This is a genomic window from Malikia spinosa, from assembly GCF_002980625.1.
GTDB classification, from domain to species: Bacteria; Pseudomonadota; Gammaproteobacteria; order Burkholderiales; family Burkholderiaceae_C; genus Malikia; species Malikia spinosa.
The window spans coordinates 1-22,220 of sequence record NZ_PVLR01000061.1 but is presented as its reverse complement, the minus strand read 5'-3'; the positions used below and the strand labels follow the sequence as shown (position 1 = coordinate 22,220).

At 64.6% G+C, this 22,220-nt stretch carries 20 protein-coding genes and 5 tRNA genes; 13 read left to right on the top strand and 12 right to left on the bottom strand.

The genetic code is table 11. From position 1 onward, the window contains the following. Window positions 1-21 precede the first annotated feature (21 nt). The gene (gene serB, locus C6P61_RS16385) at window positions 22-744 is read right to left on the bottom strand and encodes a phosphoserine phosphatase SerB (protein ID WP_105730986.1); all 723 of its coding nucleotides are present in this window, start codon (window positions 742-744) and stop codon (window positions 22-24) included. 72 nt (window positions 745-816) lie between these two features. Further along, window positions 817-1,536, bottom strand: a complete 720-nt coding sequence (gene ytfE, locus C6P61_RS16380) for an iron-sulfur cluster repair protein YtfE (protein ID WP_105730985.1) — start codon at window positions 1,534-1,536, stop codon at window positions 817-819. A 115-nt stretch (window positions 1,537-1,651) separates the two neighbouring features. Between ytfE and C6P61_RS16375 the strand changes: the two genes are divergently transcribed. Together C6P61_RS16375 and C6P61_RS16370 are read left to right on the top strand one after the other, a co-directional pair. After that, window positions 1,652-2,125, top strand: coding sequence for an RrF2 family transcriptional regulator (locus tag C6P61_RS16375; protein ID WP_105730984.1), 474 nt, complete (start codon window positions 1,652-1,654; stop codon window positions 2,123-2,125). A gap of 207 nt (window positions 2,126-2,332) precedes the next feature. Next, entirely contained in the window at window positions 2,333-4,549 is a 2,217-nt protein-coding gene (locus C6P61_RS16370; protein ID WP_105730983.1) for an OsmC domain/YcaO domain-containing protein, read from the top strand. Here C6P61_RS16370 and C6P61_RS16365 read toward each other — a convergent pair. Continuing rightward, window positions 4,536-4,922, bottom strand: a complete 387-nt coding sequence (locus C6P61_RS16365) for a type II toxin-antitoxin system VapC family toxin (RefSeq protein ID WP_105730982.1) — start codon at window positions 4,920-4,922, stop codon at window positions 4,536-4,538. The genes C6P61_RS16370 and C6P61_RS16365 overlap by 14 nt on opposite strands. Continuing rightward, the gene (locus C6P61_RS16360) at window positions 4,919-5,161 is read right to left on the bottom strand and encodes a type II toxin-antitoxin system Phd/YefM family antitoxin (protein ID WP_105730981.1); all 243 of its coding nucleotides are present in this window, start codon (window positions 5,159-5,161) and stop codon (window positions 4,919-4,921) included. The genes C6P61_RS16365 and C6P61_RS16360 overlap by 4 nt, the downstream gene beginning before the upstream one ends. Before the next feature lie 83 nt (window positions 5,162-5,244). On the opposite strand from C6P61_RS16360, the gene C6P61_RS16355 reads away from it, so the two are divergent. Continuing rightward, window positions 5,245-5,418 carry a hypothetical protein gene (locus C6P61_RS16355; protein ID WP_170067409.1) on the top strand — a complete coding sequence of 58 codons (174 nt, stop codon included), beginning with the start codon at window positions 5,245-5,247 and terminating at the stop codon, window positions 5,416-5,418. A 22-nt stretch (window positions 5,419-5,440) separates the two neighbouring features. Continuing rightward, the gene (locus C6P61_RS17805; RefSeq protein ID WP_146115081.1) at window positions 5,441-6,430 is read left to right on the top strand and encodes a hypothetical protein; all 990 of its coding nucleotides are present in this window, start codon (window positions 5,441-5,443) and stop codon (window positions 6,428-6,430) included. 344 nt (window positions 6,431-6,774) lie between these two features. Here C6P61_RS17805 and mfd read toward each other — a convergent pair whose 3' ends face one another. Further along, window positions 6,775-10,263: a transcription-repair coupling factor gene (gene mfd, locus C6P61_RS16350; RefSeq protein WP_105730979.1), complete on the bottom strand. Its 3,489-nt coding sequence runs from the start codon at window positions 10,261-10,263 to the stop codon at window positions 6,775-6,777. An 88-nt stretch (window positions 10,264-10,351) separates the two neighbouring features. Here mfd and ispD point away from each other — a divergent pair, with 88 nt between their 5' ends. Then, the gene (ispD, locus tag C6P61_RS16345) at window positions 10,352-11,119 is read left to right on the top strand and encodes a 2-C-methyl-D-erythritol 4-phosphate cytidylyltransferase (RefSeq protein WP_105730978.1); all 768 of its coding nucleotides are present in this window, start codon (window positions 10,352-10,354) and stop codon (window positions 11,117-11,119) included. A 47-nt stretch (window positions 11,120-11,166) separates the two neighbouring features. Next, complete coding sequence (ispF, locus tag C6P61_RS16340) at window positions 11,167-11,670, top strand: 2-C-methyl-D-erythritol 2,4-cyclodiphosphate synthase (protein WP_105730977.1); 504 nt, start codon at window positions 11,167-11,169, stop codon at window positions 11,668-11,670. Between the two features lie 60 nt (window positions 11,671-11,730). On the opposite strand, the gene C6P61_RS16335 is transcribed toward ispF, so the two are convergent. The 3 genes from C6P61_RS16335 to C6P61_RS16325 all read right to left on the bottom strand — a co-directional run bounded on the left by C6P61_RS16335 (window position 11,731) and on the right by C6P61_RS16325 (window position 14,673). Next, on the bottom strand, window positions 11,731-13,101 hold the full coding sequence (locus C6P61_RS16335; RefSeq protein ID WP_244908985.1) for an ATP-binding protein: 1,371 nt from the start codon (window positions 13,099-13,101) through the stop codon (window positions 11,731-11,733). After that, window positions 13,098-13,832 (bottom strand): osmolarity response regulator transcription factor OmpR, encoded by a 735-nt coding sequence (gene ompR / locus C6P61_RS16330; RefSeq protein ID WP_105730976.1) that lies wholly within the window; start codon window positions 13,830-13,832, stop codon window positions 13,098-13,100. Before ompR ends, C6P61_RS16335 begins: the two co-directional genes overlap by 4 nt. A gap of 70 nt (window positions 13,833-13,902) precedes the next feature. Beyond that, window positions 13,903-14,673 carry a 3-hydroxybutyrate dehydrogenase gene (locus tag C6P61_RS16325; protein ID WP_105730975.1) on the bottom strand — a complete coding sequence of 257 codons (771 nt, stop codon included), beginning with the start codon at window positions 14,671-14,673 and terminating at the stop codon, window positions 13,903-13,905. A 127-nt stretch (window positions 14,674-14,800) separates the two neighbouring features. On the opposite strand from C6P61_RS16325, the gene C6P61_RS16320 reads away from it, so the two are divergent. The 5 genes from C6P61_RS16320 (at window position 14,801) to C6P61_RS16300 (ending at window position 18,387) form a co-directional block, all read left to right on the top strand. Next, on the top strand, window positions 14,801-15,742 hold the full coding sequence (locus tag C6P61_RS16320) for an alpha/beta fold hydrolase (RefSeq protein ID WP_105730974.1): 942 nt from the start codon (window positions 14,801-14,803) through the stop codon (window positions 15,740-15,742). Next, a complete protein-coding gene (locus C6P61_RS16315; protein ID WP_105730973.1) occupies window positions 15,739-17,994 on the top strand; it encodes a RelA/SpoT family protein in 2,256 nt (751 codons plus the stop codon). The genes C6P61_RS16320 and C6P61_RS16315 overlap by 4 nt, the downstream gene beginning before the upstream one ends. A gap of 62 nt (window positions 17,995-18,056) precedes the next feature. Continuing rightward, a tRNA-Val gene (locus C6P61_RS16310) sits at window positions 18,057-18,133 on the top strand. 93 nt (window positions 18,134-18,226) lie between these two features. Beyond that, a tRNA-Val gene (locus C6P61_RS16305) sits at window positions 18,227-18,303 on the top strand. A gap of 7 nt (window positions 18,304-18,310) precedes the next feature. Continuing rightward, window positions 18,311-18,387, top strand: a tRNA-Val gene (locus C6P61_RS16300). Window positions 18,388-18,472: 85 nt separating this feature from the next. On the opposite strand, the gene C6P61_RS16295 is transcribed toward C6P61_RS16300, so the two are convergent. Beyond that, complete coding sequence (locus tag C6P61_RS16295) at window positions 18,473-18,928, bottom strand: ferritin-like domain-containing protein (protein WP_105731008.1); 456 nt, start codon at window positions 18,926-18,928, stop codon at window positions 18,473-18,475. 298 nt (window positions 18,929-19,226) lie between these two features. Between C6P61_RS16295 and phaR the strand changes: the two genes are divergently transcribed. Together phaR and rimO are read left to right on the top strand one after the other, a co-directional pair. After that, window positions 19,227-19,751, top strand: a complete 525-nt coding sequence (phaR, locus tag C6P61_RS16290) for a polyhydroxyalkanoate synthesis repressor PhaR (RefSeq protein ID WP_244908983.1) — start codon at window positions 19,227-19,229, stop codon at window positions 19,749-19,751. 41 nt (window positions 19,752-19,792) lie between these two features. Continuing rightward, a complete protein-coding gene (rimO, locus tag C6P61_RS16285) occupies window positions 19,793-21,166 on the top strand; it encodes a 30S ribosomal protein S12 methylthiotransferase RimO (protein WP_105730971.1) in 1,374 nt (457 codons plus the stop codon). A 151-nt stretch (window positions 21,167-21,317) separates the two neighbouring features. Here the strand turns inward: rimO and C6P61_RS16280 are convergent. The 3 genes from C6P61_RS16280 to C6P61_RS16270 form a co-directional block, all read right to left on the bottom strand. Continuing rightward, window positions 21,318-21,402, bottom strand: a tRNA-Leu gene (locus tag C6P61_RS16280). A gap of 58 nt (window positions 21,403-21,460) precedes the next feature. Further along, window positions 21,461-21,545, bottom strand: a tRNA-Leu gene (locus C6P61_RS16275). Window positions 21,546-21,619: 74 nt separating this feature from the next. After that, window positions 21,620-22,220, bottom strand: a 601-nt coding sequence (locus C6P61_RS16270; protein ID WP_146115074.1) for a TRAP transporter large permease subunit, incomplete at its 5' end; no start/stop codon positions are given.

Genomic DNA, 22,220 nt, shown 5'->3' with positions numbered 1-22,220 from the left:
GCGAGTGTAGGGCCTGGCGGATCAGAGCAGGACTTCCAGCAGGCGATCGAGCCCGCCTTCGTTGATCGCGACCATGGCCTGCTCGCGCACCTTGGGCTTGGCGTGGTAGGCCACCGACAGGCCGGCGGCCCCCATCATCGGCAGGTCGTTGGCGCCGTCGCCCATCGCGATGCATTGCTCGGGGGCGATGCCGAGCAGGCTGGCGACTTCGAGCAGGGTGCGGCGCTTCTCGGCTCCATCGCAGATGTCGCCCCAGCATTGGTCGACCAGGCGGCCGGTCAGCATGCCGCAGTTCGGACCGCTCTCGAGTTCGAGGATGTTGGAGCGCGCGAAATCGATGTTCAGGCGCGCCTTGACGCGGTCGGCGAAATAGGTGAAGCCGCCCGAAACCAGCAGCACCTTGAGGCCGGCCGCCTGACAGGCTTTGATGAGCTCGGCTGCGCCGGGGTTGATGCGCAGGCGCTCGCTGTAGACGCGCTCCATATCGGCCACCGTCACGCCCTTGAGCAGCGCGACGCGCCGGCGCAGGCTGTCCTTGAAGTCGGTGATCTCGCCGCGCATCGCGGCTTCGGTGATGGCGGCGACCTCGGCCTTGCGGCCGACCGCGTCAGCGATCTCGTCGACGCATTCGATGCTGATCAGCGTCGAGTCCATGTCGAAGGCGATCAGCTTGAAATCGCTCAGGCGCAGCGGCGGGACAAAGCGTTGGACAACGAGGCCGGGGGAAACTTCCTGGGGGGTCATGGGGCGAACAAAAGGTCAATACGGGCCGGTCTGGCCGAAACCCCTATTGTGCCGGTTGTCGCCCCGCTGGCGTCAGTGGCCGCTGCAGCCGCAGCCCGCGGCCGCCGCGCTGGCCGGCTCGAATTGCGGGAACAGCAGGTTGTTTTCCAGGTGGATATGCTGGATCAGGTCATCGGACAGCTGGGCGATGCCGGCGTAGAGCGCGCGCCAGGTGTTGCAGGCGCCATCCGGGGGCGTGGCGTCCTGGGTCAGCGCCATCAGGCGTTCCAGCGCCTCGCCATGCTGCAGGTGCTCATTGCGCATGACGCCAATCGGATGCACCACGAACGGCGGCGGCCCGGCCTTGATCATCGGGAACAGCACCGTTTCCTCCTTGGCCATGTGCTCGAGCAGTTCGGCCTCCATGGTTTCGAGGTGCTCGGCCAAGCCGACGGGCACCTGCGGGTGATCGCGGTGCACGGCCTGCACACGGCGCGCCATGCGGATCAGCTCGGGCAACTGTTCGCGGTGCACCTGGTGGTAGCGCTGCAGGATATGGTCGATCAGGGCGCCGGGTTGCGACTCGGCGGGTGCGGTGTCGTCGCGCTCGAGCTTGGCCAGTTCCGCCAGCAGGGCCGGCAGGTCGAGCCCGCGCGCCTCGGCAGCCGCGCGCAGGCTGACCTGGCCACCACAGCAGAAGTCCAGCTTCAGGCGCCGGAACAAGGCGGTGGCACCAGGCAGCGCCACGGCGATCTGGCCCAGCGACTGGTCGGCCAGGGGGGTATCGGGGGCCAGGGTGTCGACGGTATCCATGAGCTCACTCCTTAAATAGTCATATCGTGTGAATATTCTATCCAATAAAATGCATGCAACATGAATCTTTTGTAGCGCGCAGGGACATTCCGCTGCGCCGAAGGGGAAAAACGAGATGAGACTGACCCAGTGGACCGACTACACCTTGCGTGTGCTGATGTATTGCGCCGCCAGCGACGGGCGGGCGCAGCCGGTGACCGTGACCGAGATCGCGGCGGCGCATGGCATCTCGCGCAGCCACCTGACCAAGATCGTGATGGCACTGGCTGCCCAGGGCTGGCTGGAAACCACGCGCGGGCGCGGCGGCGGCCTGCGCCTGATGAAGCCGGCGGCGCAGATCGGCCTGGGCGACGTGGTGCGCCTGACCGAAACCGACTTCACGCTGGTCGAATGCTTCGAGCCCTCGCATGACCATTGCGGCCTGAGCGGGCGCTGCCAGCTGCAGTCGGTGCTGCACCAGGCGCTGGAGGCCTATTTCCGTGTGCTCGACGGGGTGACGCTGGCCGACCTGGTGGCGCAGCAGAAGACCACGGAGGGCGTGCCGCTGCGCTGGAGTCCGTTGCCAGGGATTCCGGGGCGGGTGGGGTAGCTCACCCGGGGCGGACGATACGCGCCATCAAACAAAAACGATGGTGTCGCTGTAGCGGGCCACGTTGCTGTCGTGCGTCAGCCAGCGCATGGGTTCGGTCAAGGCCTGCGCCACCAGCAGCCGGTCGTTGCGAAAAAACGGGGGGCATGCTGAAAAACCCGGACAATGGCTGCCCAATCGTCGTGAGCGCCACCCTGGAATGTCCAAATGGAAATTAAAGTAGATTTTCTCGATAAATTTCGTCTTCAAGCCAAGTTCGATGACTTCACCGTAGTGGCGGATCAACCCATCCGCTACAAGGGCGATGGCTCGGCGCCTGGGCCGTTCGACTACTTTCTGGCTTCATCGGCCTTGTGTGCGGCATACTTTGTGAAGTTGTACTGCGTCAATCGCAATATTTCTACCGACAATATCCGTCTGTCACAGAACAATATTGTTGATCCGGAAGATCGCTACAAGCAGATTTTCAAGATTCAGGTCGAGTTGCCGGCGGACCTGTCCGACAAGGACCGACAAGGCATCTTGCGCTCCATCGAACGTTGCACGGTCAAGAAAGTGGTGCAAACCGGACCGGAATTCGTGATCGAAGAGGTGGAGAGTCTGGATGCCGATGCGCAGGCCTTGCTGATGCTGAATCCGGTCGCTGAATCAAGCACCTACATCACCGGAAAGGACTTGCCGCTGGAGCAGACCATTGCCAATATGTCGGGCGTCTTGGCGGGATTGGGCATCAAGATTGAGATCGCTTCGTGGCGCAACATTGTTCCTCATGTGTGGTCGCTGCATGTCCGTGATGCGTACTCGCCCATGTGCTTCACCAATGGCAAGGGGTCAAGCAAGGAAAGCGCGTTGGCGTCGGCGTTGGGTGAATATATCGAGCGCCTGAGCTGCAATCATTTCTATAATGACCGGTTCTGGGGCGAAGATATTGCCAACGCGGAATTTGTGCATTACCCGAATGAACGCTGGTTCAAGCCTGGCCGCAAAGATGCCCTGCCGGCTGGAATCCTTGATGAGTACTGCCTGAAAATTTACAACCCCGATGGCGATTTGCGTGGCTCGCACCTTTATGACACCAATTCTGGCAATGTGGAGCGTGGCATTTGTTCCCTGCCTTATCTGCGCCAGTCGGACGGCCAGGTGGTCTATTTTCCGTCCAATCTGATCGACAACCTGTTTCTCAGCAACGGCATGAGTGCCGGCAATACGCTGGTCGAAGCGCAGGTGCAATGCCTGTCGGAAATTTTTGAGCGGGCGGTGAAACGCGAAATCATCGAGGGTGAAATCGCTCTGCCGGATGTGCCGCACGGGGTGCTGGAGAAATTCCCCGGCATTCTAGCCGGCATTCAAGGCTTGGAGGAGCAAGGCTTTCCGGTGCTGGTGAAGGATGCCTCGCTGGGCGGAATTTACCCAGTGATGTGCGTGACCTTGATGAATCCGCGTACGGGTGGCGTGTTTGCCTCGTTCGGGGCGCACCCCAGCCTGGAGGTGGCGCTGGAGCGCAGCCTGACGGAGTTGCTGCAGGGGCGCAGTTTTGAAGGATTGAACGACTTGCCTCGGCCTACCTTTGAAAGTCAGGCCGTCACTGAGCCGAACAACTTTGTCGAGCACTTCATCGATTCCAGCGGCGTGGTGTCGTGGCGCTTCTTCAGTGCCAAGTCCGACTTCGATTTTGTCGAGTGGGATTTTTCCGGCCAGGGTGAGAACTCCAATGCCGAGGAAGCCGAGACCTTGTTCGGAATCCTCAAGGGCATGGGGAAGGAATCCTACATGGCGGTGTACGACCAATTGGGCGCCATCGCATGCCGAATTCTGGTTCCAGGTTATTCGGAAATTTACCCGGTGGAGGATTTGATCTGGGACAACACCAACAAGGCGCTGTTGTTCCGTGCCGATATCCTGAACCTGCATGGCCTGGATGATGCCAGCCTGGAGGCGCTGCTTGAGCGCCTGGAAGACAGCGAGCTGGACAATTACACCGACATCATCACCTTGATCGGCATCGAGTTTGATGAGAACACGGCCTGGGGGCAGCTCACCATACTTGAGCTGAAGCTGTTGATTCACCTCGCCTTGAAGCAGTTCGAGGCGGCACAAGAGCTGACAGAAACCTTCCTGCAGTACAACGACAACACCGTCGAGCGTGGCCTGTTTTATCAGGCCTTGAATGTGGTGCTGGAGGTGGTGCTGGACGATGACTTGGAGCTGGCCGATTACGAGGCCAATTTCCGTCGCATGTTTGGCAACCCGTGCATGGACGCGGTGCTGGGGTCGGTGGACGGCCGCGTGCGCTTCCACGGCTTGACGCCCACCAGCATGAAGCTGGAGGGGCTCGACAGGCACCAGCGCCTCATCGACAGTTACAAGAAACTGCATGTGGCGCGGGCCTCCCGCTACAGTGACACCATCATCAAACAAAAATGATGGTGTCACTGTAGCGAGCCACGTTGCTGTCATGGGTCAGCAGGCGCATCGGCTCGGTCAAGGCCTGCGCCACCAGCAGGCGGTCGAAGGGGTCCTGGTGGTGGGGTGGGAGGTCGGCTAGCGCCAGGGTGTGTTCGGGTTCTATCGACAGGATGCGGTAGCCGGCACGCTGGAAGTAGTCCAGTGCCTCGCGGGCCGATACCGGCATGTCGCCACGCCCCAGGCTGTGCTTGATGGCAATTTCCCACAGGCTGACGACACTGACCCAGACCGTGCTGCGCGGATTGCTGATCCAGTCGCGTGCCGGGCGGGTCAGGCCGGGATGGTCCGTGATGGCACAAAGCGCGATGTGGGTGTCGAGCAGCAGGTTCATGCCTGACCCAGGAACAGGCGAGCCACTTCGTCGTTGTGGTCGTCGATGCTGTCTGGCATCTCGAACGCGCCCTTGGCGACGCCCAGGCGTTGGCTGGCCGCCGTGGTTTCGATCGGCACCAGCTTGGCGGCGGGTCGGCCATTGCGGGCAATGATGATCTCGCGTTCAGCCCCTTGCTCGATCGCCTCGACCAGGCGTGACAGGTTGGACTTGGCTTGCAGCATGTTGACGGCGTGCATGGGGTACTCCTTGGCTTAGCCAAGCCTAGCTAATTTGCTTGAAATTGTCCAGGTGGGCGTTTTGGCAAGAACAGGACCGCAAGATGGTCGAGCGCATCAACAAGCTGATCAAGGAAGTCCAGCCGTCGTTCGGTCTAGTGTCTGGTTCGCAGCGGGAGCGATCATCGGCTCAGGTCCGCTGGCTGACCGGTACCGGCCAGAAGCGGGCACTCTCGAATGGCCGGTTCTTGGATTTCTGGACTCGCGGGTTACCATAATCGGAAGACTAGATCTGATTTGATGCAGCGATTCGAGGTCGACTGCAACGTGCGGCGGCATGCCAACTCTTGGGAGCGAATTTTGAACCTGTTGGATGACTTTGTTGACTTTTTGGCCAAGCAATGGTCGGAGAGCCCCGATTCCTTGCATCCGCTCGATATTCCCGATATCGAGCGCATGATCGCGCCGGTGGGTGTGCCCACAGGATGCACCTACCGGCCATGGCACTGGTACCCCATTACTTCGCATGCATGCTGGAAAGCATGGAAAACGGGTGGACAGGGCACTTGCTCGCTAGAGCTCCAGAGGTCTGCACGAGACTCAACGTGGTGGTGTGCATCACTTGAAGAAGCGTCCCAGCACTACAGTTGGACGCGGTCCCCGCATGGCACCTTTGTTTCATTGAGCGCCGAGCTAAGAGTCGCCATGAAGGCCTCCAACGTGCAAGTTGCTGCATCTGTTTGCCACCGTATCCTTGATTGGGGCGGCGTTGCTCGAAGGGCAGACAACGCGTCCCGCCATTGGATAAATGACCAGGAGTCGGCCGGGAGCTTAATCAGGGCGCTCGGTTGTGCGGTGTCACATCTGCAGCCTCAGGCTGCCAGGCTCTCCCGATTCGACTTCAACGGAATAGATCTTCCGATGAATTCTGCAACGACCAAGATTTTTGCTGCAGCCGACTCTAGTAATGCGACTTTGATTTTTGACGGGCGCGTGGGCGCCGCTCTCTGTTTGCTAGTGCGGCGCTTCCTCGAAACTCGACCGTCACCAATGCTTGTACCGCTCGAACTCTTGTTCTACTGGGGGCCGCACGCAACCAAACAGGCTTTGCGCAATCCATCGACTCCACAATTCAGCTTTCGCGATATCAATCAGGTGACAAGCCTCGCCCGAGCACAGGCAAGCCAACGAGCCAACATCGTTGCTCAGCGACTGCATGCAAAGACGGGTGTCGCTCCGGATAATCTCGAACGAGCTCTATTCATGGTCGGCTATTCGGTGAACGCGTGAGCACTGTTGTGGGATCGGAAGACGAGGCAGGAGCTTATGTGAATGCCAGAGCTTCATTTCGCTGGCCAGAAGGTGGTAGTTGCTGCGGACTCACGCTTGTCTGCGAAGCCCAGCACATTATTTGTCCTGTGTGTGCAGGACGTCGATGCAACGGAAGTTAATCGCTGAACGACGGCTATTCAGCGTCGATTTCACGGGAGGTTATGTACGCAAAGGGTCGGATGCTGCCGTTGCTCAAGTCAGTTCTGGTCGTCCGCTCCCAGCCTCAACCAGACCTTTCATCCACACGACTCATTGCGCACATGACCACCCCCAGCTCAGGGGTAGCCACATGAGCCCCTCCGTCAAACCTTGATCGCCACCCCAGCCGCCACCGGCTGTCCCAGCGACCGCAGGATGTCGCGCACCAACTGCGCCCGGTCCTTCGGCTCGGCCAGCGCGCGCTCGATGCGCAGCTTGTCGTTGCCGGCCAGCTTGACATGGCGGTTCTTCTGCACCAGCTCGATGATCTTCATCGGGTCGATCGGCGGGTTCGGGCGGAAGGTGATCAGGATCACGCCCGGCGTCGCATCGACCTTCTGCACGCCGTAGGGCTGGCTCAGCACGCGCAGGCGGTGCACGTCGATCAGGGTCTGGGCCTGGGCCGGCAGCTTGCCGAAGCGGTCGACGATTTCCTCCAGCAGCCGGTCGACCTGCTCAGCAGTCTTGGCGGTCGCGAGCTTCTTGTAGAAGCTCAGGCGCAGGTGCACGTCGCCGCAGTAGTCGTCGGGCAACAAGGCCGGCGCATGCAGGTTGATGTCGGTGGTGACGTTGAGCGGGTTCAGCAGGTCGGGTTCGCGCCCGGCCTTCAGCGACGCGACGGCTTCCGACAGCATCTCGTTGTAGAGCTGGAAGCCGACTTCGAGCATGTTGCCGCTCTGGTTCTCGCCCAGCACTTCGCCGGCGCCGCGGATCTCGAGGTCGTGCATCGCGAGGTAGAAGCCGCTGCCGAGTTCCTCCATCTGCTGGATCGCGTCCAGGCGCTGCTGCGCCTGCTTGGTCAGGCCCTCGATGTCGGGCACCAGCAGGTAGGCATAGGCCTGGTGGTGGCTGCGCCCGACCCGGCCGCGCAGTTGGTGCAGCTGGGCCAGGCCGAACTTGTCGGCGCGCGCCATGATGATGGTGTTGGCGGTCGGCACGTCGATGCCGGTCTCGATGATGGTCGAGCACAGCAGCAGGTTGAAGCGCTGGGCCACGAAGTCGCGCATCACGCGCTCGAGCTCGCGCTCGGGCATCTGGCCGTGGGCGATGCCGATGCGCGCCTCGGGCAGGATTTCCTCCAGCATCTGCTTGCGGTTCTCGATCGTGTCGACCTCGTTGTGCAGGAAATAGACCTGGCCGCCGCGCTTCAATTCGCGCAGCACCGCCTCGCGGATCACGCCCTTGCTCTCGCTGCGCACGAAGGTCTTGATGGCCAGCCGGCGTTGCGGTGCGGTCGCGATCACGCTGAGGTCGCGCAGGCCTTCGAGCGCCATGCCGAGCGTGCGCGGGATCGGCGTCGCGGTCAGGGTCAGCACGTCGACTTCGGCGCGCAGTGCCTTCATCTGCTCCTTGTGGCGCACACCGAAGCGATGCTCCTCGTCGATGATCAGCAGGCCCAGGTTCTTGAACTGGGTCTTCTCCGACAGCAGCTTGTGCGTGCCGACCACGATGTCGACCGTGCCGTCGGCCACGCCCTTCAAGGCCGCGTTGACTTCCTTGGTGGTGCGGAATCGGCTCATTTCGGCGATCTTGACCGGCCACTTGGCAAAGCGGTCGACCAGGGTCTGGTAATGCTGTTCAGCCAGCAGCGTGGTCGGCGCCAGGAAGGCGACCTGCTTGCCGCCCGTGACCGCGACGAAGGCCGCGCGCAAGGCGACCTCGGTCTTGCCGAAGCCGACATCGCCGCAGACCAGACGGTCCATCGGTTGCGGGCTGATCATGTCCTGAATCACCGCGTGGATGGCGGCGTTCTGGTCGGCGGTTTCCTCGAAGCCGAAGTCGTTGGCGAAGGTCTCGTAGTCGTGCGGCGAGTAGCGGAAGGCATGGCCCTCGCGCGCGGCACGGCGCGCGTAGATGTTGAGCAGCTCGGCCGCGGCGTCGCGCACCTGTTCGGCGGCGCGGCGCTTGGCTTTCTCCCACTGGCCCGAACCCAGGCGGTGCAGCGGCGCCTCGTCGGCGCTGACGCCGGTGTAGCGGCTGATCAGCTGCAGCTGGCTGACCGGCACGTAGAGCGTGGCGTCGTTGGCGTATTCGAGGTGCAGGAATTCCTGCAGCGCGGGGCTGCCGTCGGCGTTCTTCTCGCCCAGGTCCATGTTGATCAGGCCACGGTAGCGCCCGATGCCATGCGCGCTGTGCACCACCGGGTCGCCGACGTTGAGCTCGGACAGGTCCTTGATCAGCGCCTCGACATCGCTGACCTGCTCCTGCTTGCGCCGGCGCCGCGTGGTCGGGCTGGCCGCGAACAGTTCGGTCTCGGTGACGAAGGCGATGCCGCCCTCGATCCAGGCGAAGCCGCTGGCCAGCGCGGCGGTGGCGATGCCGACCTTCTCGTCGCTGGCCTGGAACTCGGCCAGGCTGTCGAAGGCGGGCGGGCTGAGCTGCGAGGCGCGCAGGAAGTCGAGCAGGCTCTCGCGCCGGCCGTCGCTCTCGGCCAGCAGCAGCACGCGGTCGCTGCTGGCGCGGATATGGGCGTGCAGCTTGGCCAGTGGGTCGTCGGCGCCGCGCTGAGCGCCCAGGTCGGGCAGGGCCTGGATCCAGGCGCTGTGCTCGACATCCTGGCTGCCGGGACGCAGCGCCAGCTGCATATGCGGCTTGGCCACCGCGTAGAAGCCTTCGGCGTCGAGGAACAGGGTCTCAGGCGGCAGGGCGGGGCGCTCCGGGTCGCTCTGGACCAGGCGGTAGCGCTCGCGCGTATCCTGCCAGAAGCGCTGGAAGGCCGGCTCCAGATCGCCATGCAGCACCAGCGTGGCGTCCGACCCTAGGTAGTCGAACACGGTCGCGGTCTGCTCGAAGAACAGCGGCAGGTAGTACTCGATGCCGGCGGTGGCGACACCGTTGCCGATGTCCTTGTAGATCCGGCTCTTGGTCGGGTCGCCTTCGAGCAGTTCGCGCCAGCGCTTGCGAAAACGGGTGCGCGCCGCCTCGTCCATCGGGAACTCGCGCCCGGGCAGCAGCCGCACCTCGGGCACCGGATACAGGCTGCGCTGGCTGTCGGGGTCGAAGGTGCGGATCGAGTCGATCTCGTCGTCGAACAGGTCGACCCGATACGGCACCAGCGAACCCATCGGGAACAGGTCGATCAGGCCGCCGCGCACCGCGTATTCACCCGGGCTCACGACCTGGGTTACATGCTGGTAGCCCGCCAGCGTCAGCTGGGCCTTGAACTTGGCCTCGTCGAGCTTTTGTCTGACCTTGAACTCGAAGGTGTAGCCGGCCATGAAGGCCGGCGGCGCCAGCCGGTACAGCGCGGTGGTGGCCGGCACGATCACGACATCGGCGCCTTGCTCCTGGTCGCGCTGCTGGATGCGCCACAGCGTGGCCAGCCGTTCGCTGATCAGGTCCTGGTGCGGCGAGAAGCTGTCGTAGGGCAGGGTCTCCCAGTCCGGGAACAGGGCGCAGCGCAATCCTGGCGCGAAAAAAGGCAGCTCGTCGAGCAGGCGCTGGGCATCGTTGGCATCAGCCGTGATGATGGCGACGGGACGGCCGGCAGCCTTTTCGCGCAGGCCGAGCTCGGCCAGCAACAGGGCGTCGGCCGAGCCCGTCGGGCGCGGCAGGCTGTAGCGTTTGCCAGGGGTGAGTTTGGGCAGTTCCATGCTGGGTCGGTGCTGATGGCCAAAAGCAGTACCCCGCTCCGGGTTTGGGCGAGGGGTGGCCAGGGCTTGATTTTAGAATCCTCCATCCATGCCGCACGATCCCAAGCCTATTCCTTCCTTCGACGCGGCCAGTGCGCCGCGATCGCCGCGCTGTCACGCGCTGATTCCCTGCGCCGGCAGCGGCAGCCGCTCCGGCCGCGCCGGCCCCAAGCAGTACGAACAGCTCGCCGGCCTGCGCCTGGTCGACCACACCTTGGCGGCCTTCCTGGCGCTGCCGCAACTTGCCAGCATCGCCCTGGTCGTCGCGCCCGATGACGACAGCCTGTCCAGCCCGGACCCGCGCGTGCAGCTGCTGCGCGTCGGCGGTGCCAGCCGCGCTGCCAGCGTGCACAACGGCCTGCGCGCCCTGCTGCAAGCGGGCGTTGACGCCCGCGACTGGGTGCTGGTGCATGACGCGGCGCGCTGCCTGATCCTGCCGCAGCAGATTGCCGCACTGATCGAGGCCTGCCGCGACGATCCGGTCGGCGGCCTGCTGGCGCTGCCCCTGCCGGATACGCTTAAGGCCGCCCGGGCGGACGAGGCCGGCGCGCGCGTCGCCGCCACGCTGGCGCGCGACGACAAATGGCTGGCGCAGACGCCGCAGATGTTCCGCCTCAGCGCCCTCGAGCAGGCCCTGGCCGCTGCCGAAGCGCTGGGCTACGCCGGCATCACCGACGAGGCCAGCGCGCTTGAGGCCTGCGGACTGTCGCCGCGGCTGGTGCGCGGCAGCGCGCAGAACTTCAAGGTCACCTACCCGGAGGACTTCGCGCTGGCCGAAGCCCTGTTGCGCCTGCGCGCCTCGGCAGCAGCGGCCTGATCCCGCCGGGTTTCTTCAATCTTCATCCCCGAAGCAAGCGAGCCCCCATGAGTGCCACCATTTCCTCTTTACCCCCCCTGCGCATCGGCGAGGGCTGGGATGTCCATGTCCTGGTCGAGGGCCGGCCCCTGATCCTGGGCGGGATCGAGATTCCCTACGAGAAAGGCCTGCTGGGTCATTCGGATGCCGACGCGCTGCTGCACGCGATCACTGACGCGCTGCTGGGCGCGGCCGGCCTGGGCGACATCGGCACCCATTTCCCCGACAACGACCCGGCCTTCAAGGGCGCCGATTCCTTCGTGCTGCTGCAGCAGGCGGTCGCGGCGGTTGGCAAGACCGGCTACCAGCTGGTCAACGTCGACTGCACCGTGATCGCGCAGGCGCCCAAGCTCGCGCCCTACAAGGCGGCGATGCGGGCCCGCATCGCGCAGGCGCTCGGTGTCGATGCGACCCAGGTCAACGTCAAGGCCAAGACCGCCGAGAAGATGGGCCCGGTCGGCGAGGGCCGCAGCATCGAGGCGCGCGCCGTGGCCTTGCTGATGCGCGGCTGATGCGGGACTGAGCCGGCCGGGCGGCTGGGCTTCGTGCACCGGGCCAGGCGCTGGCCGGGTTCAGCCGCGGCGCAGCAGCAGCTCGGCCACCAGTCCGCCTTGCGGATGCCGGCGCAGCGCGAGCTGGCCGCCCATGCGCGCCACGGTCTTGTTGACGATCGCCAGTCCCAGTCCCGACCCACTCGCCGCCGTGCGCGCCGCATCGCCACGGAAGAAGGGCTGGGTCAGGCGCGGCAACTGCTCATCGCTGACTCCGGGGCCGTGGTCGCGCAGCGTCACGCGCACCTTCTGCGCCAGCAATTCGGCCTCGACTTCGACCTCAGCCACCCCGTCGGCGCCGCGGCCGTAGCGCAGCGCGTTTTCCAGCAGGTTGGAAAACACGCGCCGCAGCTCGACCGCATCGCCCAGCACCACCGTGCCGGGGCTGATCTGCATCTGCAGCCGCAGCGGGCTCCTGGGGCCGCAGGTCCGCACCGCGTCATTGACCGCGCCGGCCAGGTCGACCGGCTCGCTGTGCTCCGGCCCGGTGCGCGCATAGTCGAGGAACTTGTCTATGGTCGCGTCGACCTGTTCGATGTCGGCCACCATGTAGGCGCGCGCGCTCTCGTCGGTCACGCTGAGCTCGGCCTCGAGCCGCAGCCTGGCCAGCGGCGTGCGCAGGTCATGCGAGATCCCGGCCAGCATCAGCACCCGGTCCTGCTCGGCCTGGCCGAGCTGGCGCGCCATGCGGTTGAAGCCGATGTTGACCTCGCGGATTTCCTGCGTGGTCACCGTCTCGTCCAGCCGCACCGAGGCGAAGTTGCCCTCGCGCACCTGGGTCGCCGCGACCTGCAGCCGCTTGAGCGGCTGGTTGATCAGGCGTGCCAGCAGCGCCGACCCCAGCAGCGAGAGCAGGCCCGCGATGCCCAGCCAGACCAGCAAGGTGCCGCGCTCGACCGCACCGACGCGCTTGGGATCGGTCAGCAGCCAGAACTGCTCGCGCCCGATCTTGAAGCCGACCCAGAGTCCGTCCCGGCCATTGACCTCGCGCGCCACCAGCGTGCCCTTGCCCAGCAACTGCGTCAGTTCGGCGCTGATGCGGCGACCGAAGGCGTCCTGGTCATAGGGCTGGTAGCTGTCGCCGGGCTCGCGCACCGAGATCTGCACCTCCTCCTCGTCGAGCAGCGACTTCATCAGCGACACGCGTGCAATCGCATCGACATGGCGCAGCGCAGCCCGGCTCAGGTTGACCAGCGAGGCCACCTGGCGCGCGCTTTGCAAGGCCCGGGGTTCGAACTCGAGCGCCCGGTAGCTCTGCAGCCAGGCCAGCATGCAGCCCAGCAGGATCAGCGTCAGCGCGAACCAGTTGCGCCAGAACAGGCTGATGCCTTGCCAGCCGACGGCCTGGGCCAGGCGCAGTCTGAGCCGGCGCAGGTGAATGCCGGTCTTCAATCCGACTGCCCGTCCGGCACGAAGACATAGCCCACGCCCCAGACGGTCTGGATGTAGCGCGGCGTGGTCGGGTCTTCCTCGATCAGCTTGCGCAGCCGTGAAACCTGCACATCGAGGCTGCGGTCGAACGGCTCGAACTCGCGTCCGCGCGCGAGCTGGGCCAGCTTGTCGCGCGACAGCGGCTGGCGTGGATGGCGCACCAGCGCCTTGAGCATCGCGAACTCGCCGGTCGTCAGCGCGATGTCGTTGCCCTGCTTGCGCAGCGTGCGCAAGCCCAGGTCGAGCGTATAGGGCCCGAAATTGACCACCTCGTCGCCGCTCGACGGTGCACCCGGCACCTCGACCGGCGGGCGGCGGCGCAGCACCGCATGGATGCGCGCCAGCAGCTCGCGTGGGTTGAAGGGCTTGCCCAGGTAGTCGTCGGCGCCGACCTCGAGCCCGACGATGCGGTCCACATCCTCGCTCTTGGCCGTCAGCATGATGATGGGCGTGCGGTCCTTGGCCTCGCGCAGCCGGCGGCAGATGCTCAGTCCGTCCTCGCCCGGCAGCATCAGGTCGAGCACGATCAGGTCGACCGATTCGCGCTGCAGGACGCGGCTCAGGCTGCGCCCGTCCTCGGCCAGCAGCACCTCCAGACCCTCCTGGGTCAGGTAGCGCTTGAGCAGGTCGCGGATACGGGCATCGTCGTCCACGACCAGGATGCGGTCGGGGCGCTGCGGGACGTTCGGCATGTCGGATCTTCCAGTACTAGACAGGGCCTATTTTGACAGCAGCGCCGCCCGCCCGCCAGCGCGCAGGGATTTACTGGGCGGTCCAGCCGCCGTCCATGTTCCAGGCCACGCCGCGCACATTGTTGCCCGCCGGCGAGCACAGGAAGACGGCCAGTTCGCCGAGCTCCTCGGGGGTGGTGAACTGCATCGAGGGCTCTTTTTCGCCCAGCAGCTGGCGCGTGGCCTGCTCGTTGCTGATGCCCTGGGCGGTGGCCTTGGCATCGACTTGCTGCTGCACCAGCGGGGTCAGCACCCAGCCCGGGCAGATCGCGTTGCAGGTCACGCCGCTGGTGGCGGTCTCGAGCGCGGTGACCTTGGTCAGGCCGATCACGCCATGCTTGGCCGCGACATAGGCGGACTTGCCCGCCGAGCCGACCAGGCCATGCACCGAGGCCAGGTTGATGATGCGGCCCCAGTTGGCGGCCTTCATCGCCGGCAGCGCCAGGCGCGAGGTGTGGAAGCTGCTGCTCAGGTTGATCGCGATGATGGCGTCCCAGCGCTCGAGCGGGAACTCCTCGACATTGGCCACGTGCTGGATGCCGGCGTTGTTGACCAGGATGTCGACCTGGCCGAACTCGCTGGCTGCCGCGGCCATCATCGCCTCGATCTGTGCCGGCTGGCTCATGTCGGCGCCGTGGTAGCTGACGCGGGTACCGAAGGCCGCCACCTCGGCCTGTGCGCTCTCGACGTTGCCGAAGCCGTTGAGCATGATGTTGGCGCCCTGGCGCGCCAGCGCCTTGGCAATGCCCAATCCGATGCCGCTGGTCGATCCGGTGACCAGGGCAGTTTTGTTCTTCAGCATGGGGTGAACTCCGTGAAATGGGGGATAGAGTGGGAAAGGGGCAGGATTTCGTCATCATCGTGCATCCCGTTGCCATTATCCTGCCCAGATTGACGCTACGATGACCGGGCAGGTCGGGCCCCGATAAATGGAACCACAACTCAAATTCCTGGAAGTCCCTGGTGTCAGGGCCAAATTCAGTCCTCAACGCCGGATCGCCTGGTGGGAGTGGAACGCCACCGGCCAAGAGCAGCCCGATCAGGTCGTGTTTTGCGTGCACGGCCTGAGCCGGCAGGCGCGCGACTTCGACGTGCTCGCGCAAGCCCTGGCACCGCATGTCCGTGTCATCTGCGTCGACATCGCGGGCCGTGGTCAGAGCGACTGGTTGGCCGAACCGATGGACTATCAGGTGCCGACCTATGTCGCCGACATGGCCGAGCTGTTGCGCCAGCTGCGCCTGGACTTCCAGCAGGCCACCGGCCGCGACGGCGCCGAACTGCGGCTGGACTGGGTCGGCACCAGCATGGGCGGCCTGATCGGCATGGCGCTGGCGGCACCCCCGCACCTGGCCCTGCGTCGGTTGGTCCTCAATGATGTCGGCCCCGAGATCCAGCTCGCCTCGCTGCGGCGCATCGAAACCTACCTCGGCAACCTGCCGGTCTTTCCGTCCGAGATCGCCGCCGTCCATGTGCTCGAGAAGATCTGCGCGGCTTTCGGCCCGCACAGCCCCGAGCAATGGCTGGCCCTGTCGCGGCCGATGTTGCGCCGTTCCCTGGGCGGCTGGACCCTGCACTATGATCCGGGCATTGCCGCGCCCTTCAAGCAAATGCTGGCCGCGATGGAGGCCCTGCACCACGGCGGCGCCGGCGCCGCTGAGTCGCCCCTGTGGCAGCTCTACGACCAGATCCAGGCCTGCTGTCTGCTGTTGCGCGGTGCCGAGTCCGACCTGCTGACGCCCGAGACCGCCGCGGCCATGGCCAACCGTGGTCCCAGGGCCCGTTGCGTCGAGTTTGCCGGGGTTGGTCATGCGCCCGCCCTGGTCCAGCCCGATCAGGTGGCCGTTGTCAAGGAATTTCTGCTCTCTCCATGAACCCCTCTGATCCCCAATCGAGCGGCACCGCGATCGCGGCTGCGCTGTCGGCACGCGAGCCCGCCGACAATCAGGCGCTGGCGCGCGCGCGCGCCTTCGCCGAACCGCTGCTGGCCGCCAGCCACCTGGACACTGGCGAGAACACGCTGGCGCATGCCGATGCCATGGTCGGCATCCTGGCGCTGATGGGCGGCTCGCCCGAGATGCAGGCTGCCGCCTACCTGGTCTATGCCTGCCAGTACCTGCAGCGCCCGCAGGAAATCATCGCCAAGGCCTTCGGCGACAGCTACGCCCATGTCGCGGTCGAGACCAGCAAGCTGCTGCAGCTGCAGCGCCAGGCACGCCAGAAGGCCGCGCAGGTCAGGCTCGACCGGGAACTGGCGCAACAGCAAAGCGGCTTTGTCGCCAACGCGGCCAAGGCCCAGCTGTCCGAGCTCGACGCCAGCCAGACCGAGAACGTGCGCAAGATGCTGCTGGCCTTCTCGCGCGACCTGCGCGTGGTCATGCTGCGCCTGGCCTCCAGGCTGCAGACGCTGCGCTACTACGCGGCCGCCAGGAAGCTGCCCGACCGCGCGCTGGCGCAGGAAGCCTTGCAGATCTTCGCGCCGCTGGCCAACCGGCTCGGCATCTGGCAGATCAAGTGGGAGATGGAGGACCTGTCGTTCCGCTTCCTCGAGCCCGATACCTACAAGCAGATCGCGCGCCTGCTCGACGAGAAGCGGGTCGAGCGCGAGAGCCATGTCGAGCAGGTCCGGCTCGACCTCGACGCCGCCCTGCAAGCCCAGGGCATCCAGGCCTCGGTCCAGGGTCGGCCCAAGCATATCTACAGCATCGTCAAGAAGATGCGCGGCAAGTCGCTCGACTTCGACCAGGTGTTCGACATCCGTGCCCTGCGCGTCGTGGTGCCGGCGGTCGACGATTGTTACGCGGTGCTGGCCTGGGTGCATTCGCATTTCAGCCCGGTGTCCGAGGAGTTTGACGACTACATCGCCAAGCCCAAGCCCAACGGCTACCAGTCGCTGCACACCGTGGTGCGCGACGCCCAGGGCCGCGCCTTCGAGATCCAGATCCGCACCCAGGCCATGCACGACCATGCCGAGCATGGCGTGGCGGCGCACTGGGCCTACAAGGAGGCCGGCGCCAAGGGCTATTCCGGTGTCTCCGCGAGCTCGGACTACGACGCCAAGATCGCGGTGCTGCGCCAGCTGCTGGCCTGGCAGAGTGACCTCAGCGGCGCGGCCAAGCAGCTGTTCGACGACTGCATCTATGTGCTGACGCCACAGGCCGCGATCGTCGAGCTGCCCCAGGGCGCGACCCCGCTCGACTTCGCCTACACCGTGCACACCACCCTGGGTCACCGCTGCCGCGGCGCGCGCGTCGATGGCGCGATGGTGACGCTCAACACCCCGCTGCGCAGCGGCCAGACGGTCGAGGTCGTTTCGGTCAAGGAGGGCGGGCCCTCGCGCGACTGGCTCAACCCCGAGCTGGGCTACCTGGTCAGCCACCGCGCCAAGAGCAAGGTGCGCGCCTGGTTCAACGCGCTGGCGGCCGAGGACAACGCGGCGCGCGGGCGCGAGGCGATCGAGCGCCTACTGCAGCGCGAGGGCCGGACCGCCTTGCGGCATGAGGAACTCGCGGCCGGGCTCGGCTTCGAGACGCCGCAGGCCTTGTTCGAGTCGGTCGGCAAGGAGGAAACCTCGTTGCGCGCGGTCGAGCAGCAGCTCAAGCCGCAGGAGGTGGCACCGGTCCCCGACGAGGTCGTGATCCGCAAGGCGCGCGGCGTCGAGAAGTCGTCCGCCGGCTCGGTGCTGGTGGTCGGGGTCGACTCGCTGCTGACCCAGCTGGCGCGCTGCTGCAAGCCCGCGCCGCCCGACGAGATCCGCGGCTTTGTCACGCGCGGCAAGGGCGTCAGCATCCACCGCAGCGACTGCGCCGACTTCGGCCACCTGCTGCGCCAGCATCCGGACCGCGTGCTCGACGTGCAATGGAGTGGGGCCAAGGGCAAGGGCGCCGACTCGGCGGTCTATCCGGTCGACGTCGCGGTCGAGGCGCAGGACCGCCAGGGCCTGCTGCGCGACATCTCGGACGCCTTCTCGCGCGAGAAGATCAATGTCATCGGTGTCCAGACCCAGTCGGTCCGCGGCGTGGCCTGGATGACCTTCACGGTCGAGGTCGCGGACTCGATGCGGGTCGCCCGCGTGATGTCGGCCGTCTCCGATGTGCCCGGTGTGCAGCGGGTCTGGCGGCGCTAGGCGGCACCGGTCGTTGAAAAAAGCCCGCTTTTTCTGCTATAGTTGCGGTCTCGCAGCGATGCAGGCGCGTAGCTCAGTTGGTTAGAGCACCACCTTGACATGGTGGGGGTCGTTGGTTCGAATCCAATCGCGCCTACCAGATTTTTTCCTTGGCTGGCAACAGCTTGAAGAATAATCTGGAAGCAGGGGGTCTTGGTCAGACTCTCGTGTATACTGCGGAACCTTGAATTCTAGGCTCGTAGCTCAGTTGGTTAGAGCACCACCTTGACATGGTGGGGGTCGCTAGTTCGAATCTAGTCGAGCCTACCAGAATTTCAGGACTGTAGCTCAGTTGGTTAGAGCACCACCTTGACATGGTGGGGGTCGTTGGTTCGAATCCAATCAGTCCTACCAAAAAGCAAAAAGCCCTCGAGCGCAGGTTCGAGGGCTTTCTTATTTCCGGATTCATCCCTTGCCTTCAGGGGCTGCCTGCTGGGCTTCAGCCCTGGAAGCTGCCTGTCTCGCCGGGCTTGCGCAGCATCTTGTTGACCTCGTCCTGGTGCATCTCCTCAAGCACGATCAGCTCGCGCGCATACTCCTCGAGCAGGATCGAGTGGCCTTCCGCGATCCGGAGCAGCTCGTAGTAGGCTGCCAGAGCGGTCTTCTCGTGTGCCAGGCTTTCGCGCAGGATGTCGCCGATGTCGTGCTGATGCGTTTCGAGCAGGGGGCCGATCCGCAGCGAGGGGTGGCCGCCGAGCAGGGTCACCAGCTCGCCGGCCCTGTGGGCGTGGGCCAGGCTCTCGTTGGCATTGTCCTTGAGCCAGGACACGATCGGAATCCGGTTGTAGCCGTACACCATCAACGCATAGTGCGTGTACTTGACCACCCCGGCCAGTTCGAGTTCCATGATGCGGTTCAGTGCATCGATGGCAAGGGTTTTCTGGGTTTCTTCCATGACATTCTCCTGCTGAATGGCGAAAGTCCCGATGCCGGCGTGAAGCTGGGTCTGTTGTGCCGATGCCATGCCGGGGATCGGATTCAAGCCTGCACTATCGCGACAATGGGCGCTCGGGTCAAGCCCGTGGTCCGCTCATGGATCGGCTGCTCGTCGCGGGTGCCGATGGCGCTCTGGTGCGGGCTTTTTTGCTGCTGGCGCTGCGAATCGTTCCGAAATAATAGTCTTTGTTCTTAGAATCAAACTTTATCCCCGCGTCGGCGCGGGGCGCAAGGCCCATGGGGCAGGAGTCAGTGCAGTGCAAAATGAACCGGACGGCCAGGCGAGCGAGTGCGTCGAAGAGCTGCGGGTAATCAAGAAATACCCGAATCGCCGCCTCTACGATACGACCACCTCGTCCTACATCACGCTGGCTGATGTGCGTGCGCTGGTGCTGCAGGGGGTGCATTTTTCCGTTCGCGATGCCAAGACCGGTGCTGACCTGACGCGCAGCATCCTGCTGCAGATCATCCTCGAGGAGGAGACCGGTGGTGTGCCGTTTTTCTCCGAGCGCATGTTGGCCGACATCATCCGCTTCTACGGCCATTCGATGCAGGGCTTCATGGGCAGCTACCTCGAGCAGAGCGTGGAGGCTTTTGCCGACCTGCAGCGCCAGATGGCGGATCAGGCCAAGGGCCTGACGCCCGAGATGTGGTCGCAGTTCCTGGGGGTCCAGTCGCCGCTGATTCCGGGTGTCGCGCTGGGCGGCTATCTGGAGCAGTCGCAGAAGGCGTTGAACCAGCTGCAGCAGCAAATGCTGGAGGCCTTCGGGGTCAAGCGCTGAGTTTTTCTGCTGGAGTGGTGATGACCTGAGACAATCGGGGCATGACTGAAACCATAGCCAAAGCCCCCAAAGTGGGCTTCGTGAGCCTCGGCTGCCCGAAGGCGCTCACTGACTCCGAATTGATCCTCACCCAGCTCAGCGCCGAGGGTTACCAGACCAGCAAGACCTTTGACGGCGCGGACCTCGTGATCGTCAACACCTGCGGCTTCATCGACGACGCCGTCAGGGAAAGCCTCGACACCATTGGCGAAGCCTTGGCCGAAAACGGCAAGGTGATCGTGACCGGTTGCCTGGGCGCGCGCAAGGACGAAGCGGGCGGCAACATGGTCGAGGGCGTGCACCCGTCGGTGCTGGCCGTGACCGGACCGCATGCGACCCAGGAAGTCATGGATGCGGTGCACAAGCACCTGCCCAAGCCGCACGACCCCTTCCTGGATCTGGTGCCGGCCCAGGGCATCAAGCTGACGCCGCGCCACTACGCCTACCTCAAGATTAGCGAAGGCTGCAACCACCGCTGCACCTTCTGCATCATCCCTTCGCTGCGCGGCGACCTGGTGAGCCGTCCGATCGGCGAGGTGCTGACCGAGGCGCGCAAGCTGTTCGAGGCCGGCGTCAAGGAGTTGTTGGTCGTGAGCCAGGATACCTCGGCCTACGGCGTCGATGTCCAGTACCGCACCGGTTTCTGGGACGGCAAGCCGGTCAAGACCCGGATGTATGACCTGGTCAAGACCCTGGGCGAGCTCGCGCGCGGCTACGGTGCCTGGGTCCGTCTGCATTATGTCTACCCGTATCCGCATGTGGACGACATCATCCCGCTGATGGCCGAGGGCCTGGTACTGCCTTACCTCGACGTGCCGCTGCAGCACAGCCACCCCGACGTGCTCAAGCGCATGAAGCGTCCGGCCAGCGGCGAGAAGAACCTCGAGCGCATCCAGCGCTGGCGCGAGATCTGCCCCGAGCTGGTGGTGCGCAGCACCTTCATTGCCGGTTTCCCGGGCGAGACCGAAGAGGAATTCACGCATCTGCTCGACTTCCTGCGCGAGGCGCAGATCGACCGCGCCGGCTGCTTTGCCTATTCGCCGGTCGATGGCGCGCTGGCCAATGCGCTGCCGGGTGCCTTGCCCGATGCGCTGCGCGAGGAGCGTCAGGCCCGTTTCATGGAAGTCGCCGAGCAGGTCTCGATCGAGCGGCTGCAGCGCCGTGTCGGCGCCACCATGCAGGTGCTGGTCGATCAGGCGCTCAGCCTGGGCAAGAAGGGTGGAGTGGGGCGGACCTATGCCGATGCGCCCGAGATCGACGGCGTCGTCCATCTGCTGCCGCCCGAGAAGGCCAGCAAGACCTACAAGGTCGGCGACTTCATCAAGGTGCGCATTGTCGGTACCCAGGGTCACGATCTGGTCGGCCAGCCGATCTGATCGGTCCGGCCGCCGGGTTGCCGCCTGTAGGTGGCAGCCCTTTGCGAGCTGACCTGCCATACCGCCCCGCGAGGGCGGCTTTCTTGTGCCCGTGTCGGAGGCGGGCAAACGAAAAACCCTGCAGACCGTGAGATCTGCAGGGTTTCATGTTTGGTGCCCAGGAGAGGACTCGAACCTCCACGGAGTTACCCGCTAGTACCTGAAACTAGTGCGTCTACCAATTCCGCCACCTGGGCTTTCAGGGTTTTTTTCTTGAGATATGCCCAAAGTCTAGCAAATGAGTGCTAAAGTCTTTGGTGCCCAGGAGAGGACTCGAACCTCCACGGAGTTACCCGCTAGTACCTGAAACTAGTGCGTCTACCAATTCCGCCACCTGGGCATCTCAGGAAGCCGCTATTCTAGCCCGGATTTTCAAGATTTTTCAAGCCACAGTAAAAGTTTGAAATATTTCACTCATCCCATCCAGTGGACCAGGCCGAGCGAAATGGCCGGGAAGAAGACCAGGAAGCCGATGCGGATGAAGTCCGACGCCAGGAACGGCATCACGCCCTTGGCCGTTTCGATATAAGGTACATCCTTGGCCAGCTTCTGGATGATGAACAGGTTCATGCCGACGGGCGGGTGGACCAGGCCGATCTCGACCACCATCAGCGCCAGGATACCGAACCAGACCGACTTGTCGGGCACGCTCATGCCGAAGAAGTCCAGGCCCATGACCATCGGGTAGAAGATCGGCACGGTCAGCAGGATCATGGCCAGCGAGTCCATCACGCAGCCCAGCAGCACGTAGACGCCCAGGATCGCGAACAGCACCAGCAGCGGCGGCATGCCGGAGTTCTTGACCCAGTCGGCCAGCTCGGTCGGCAGCTGGGTCAGCGCCAGGCCGGAGTTGAGCAGGTCGGCGCCCAGCAGCACCAGAAAGATCATGGCGGTGGCGTGTGCGGTGCCGATCAGGCTCTTCTTGATGCCGTCCCAGCGCATGCCGCCGGTCAGGACGGCCAGCACGCCGCAGGCCGCCGCGCCGATCGAGGCTGCCTCGGTCGGGTTGGCCCAG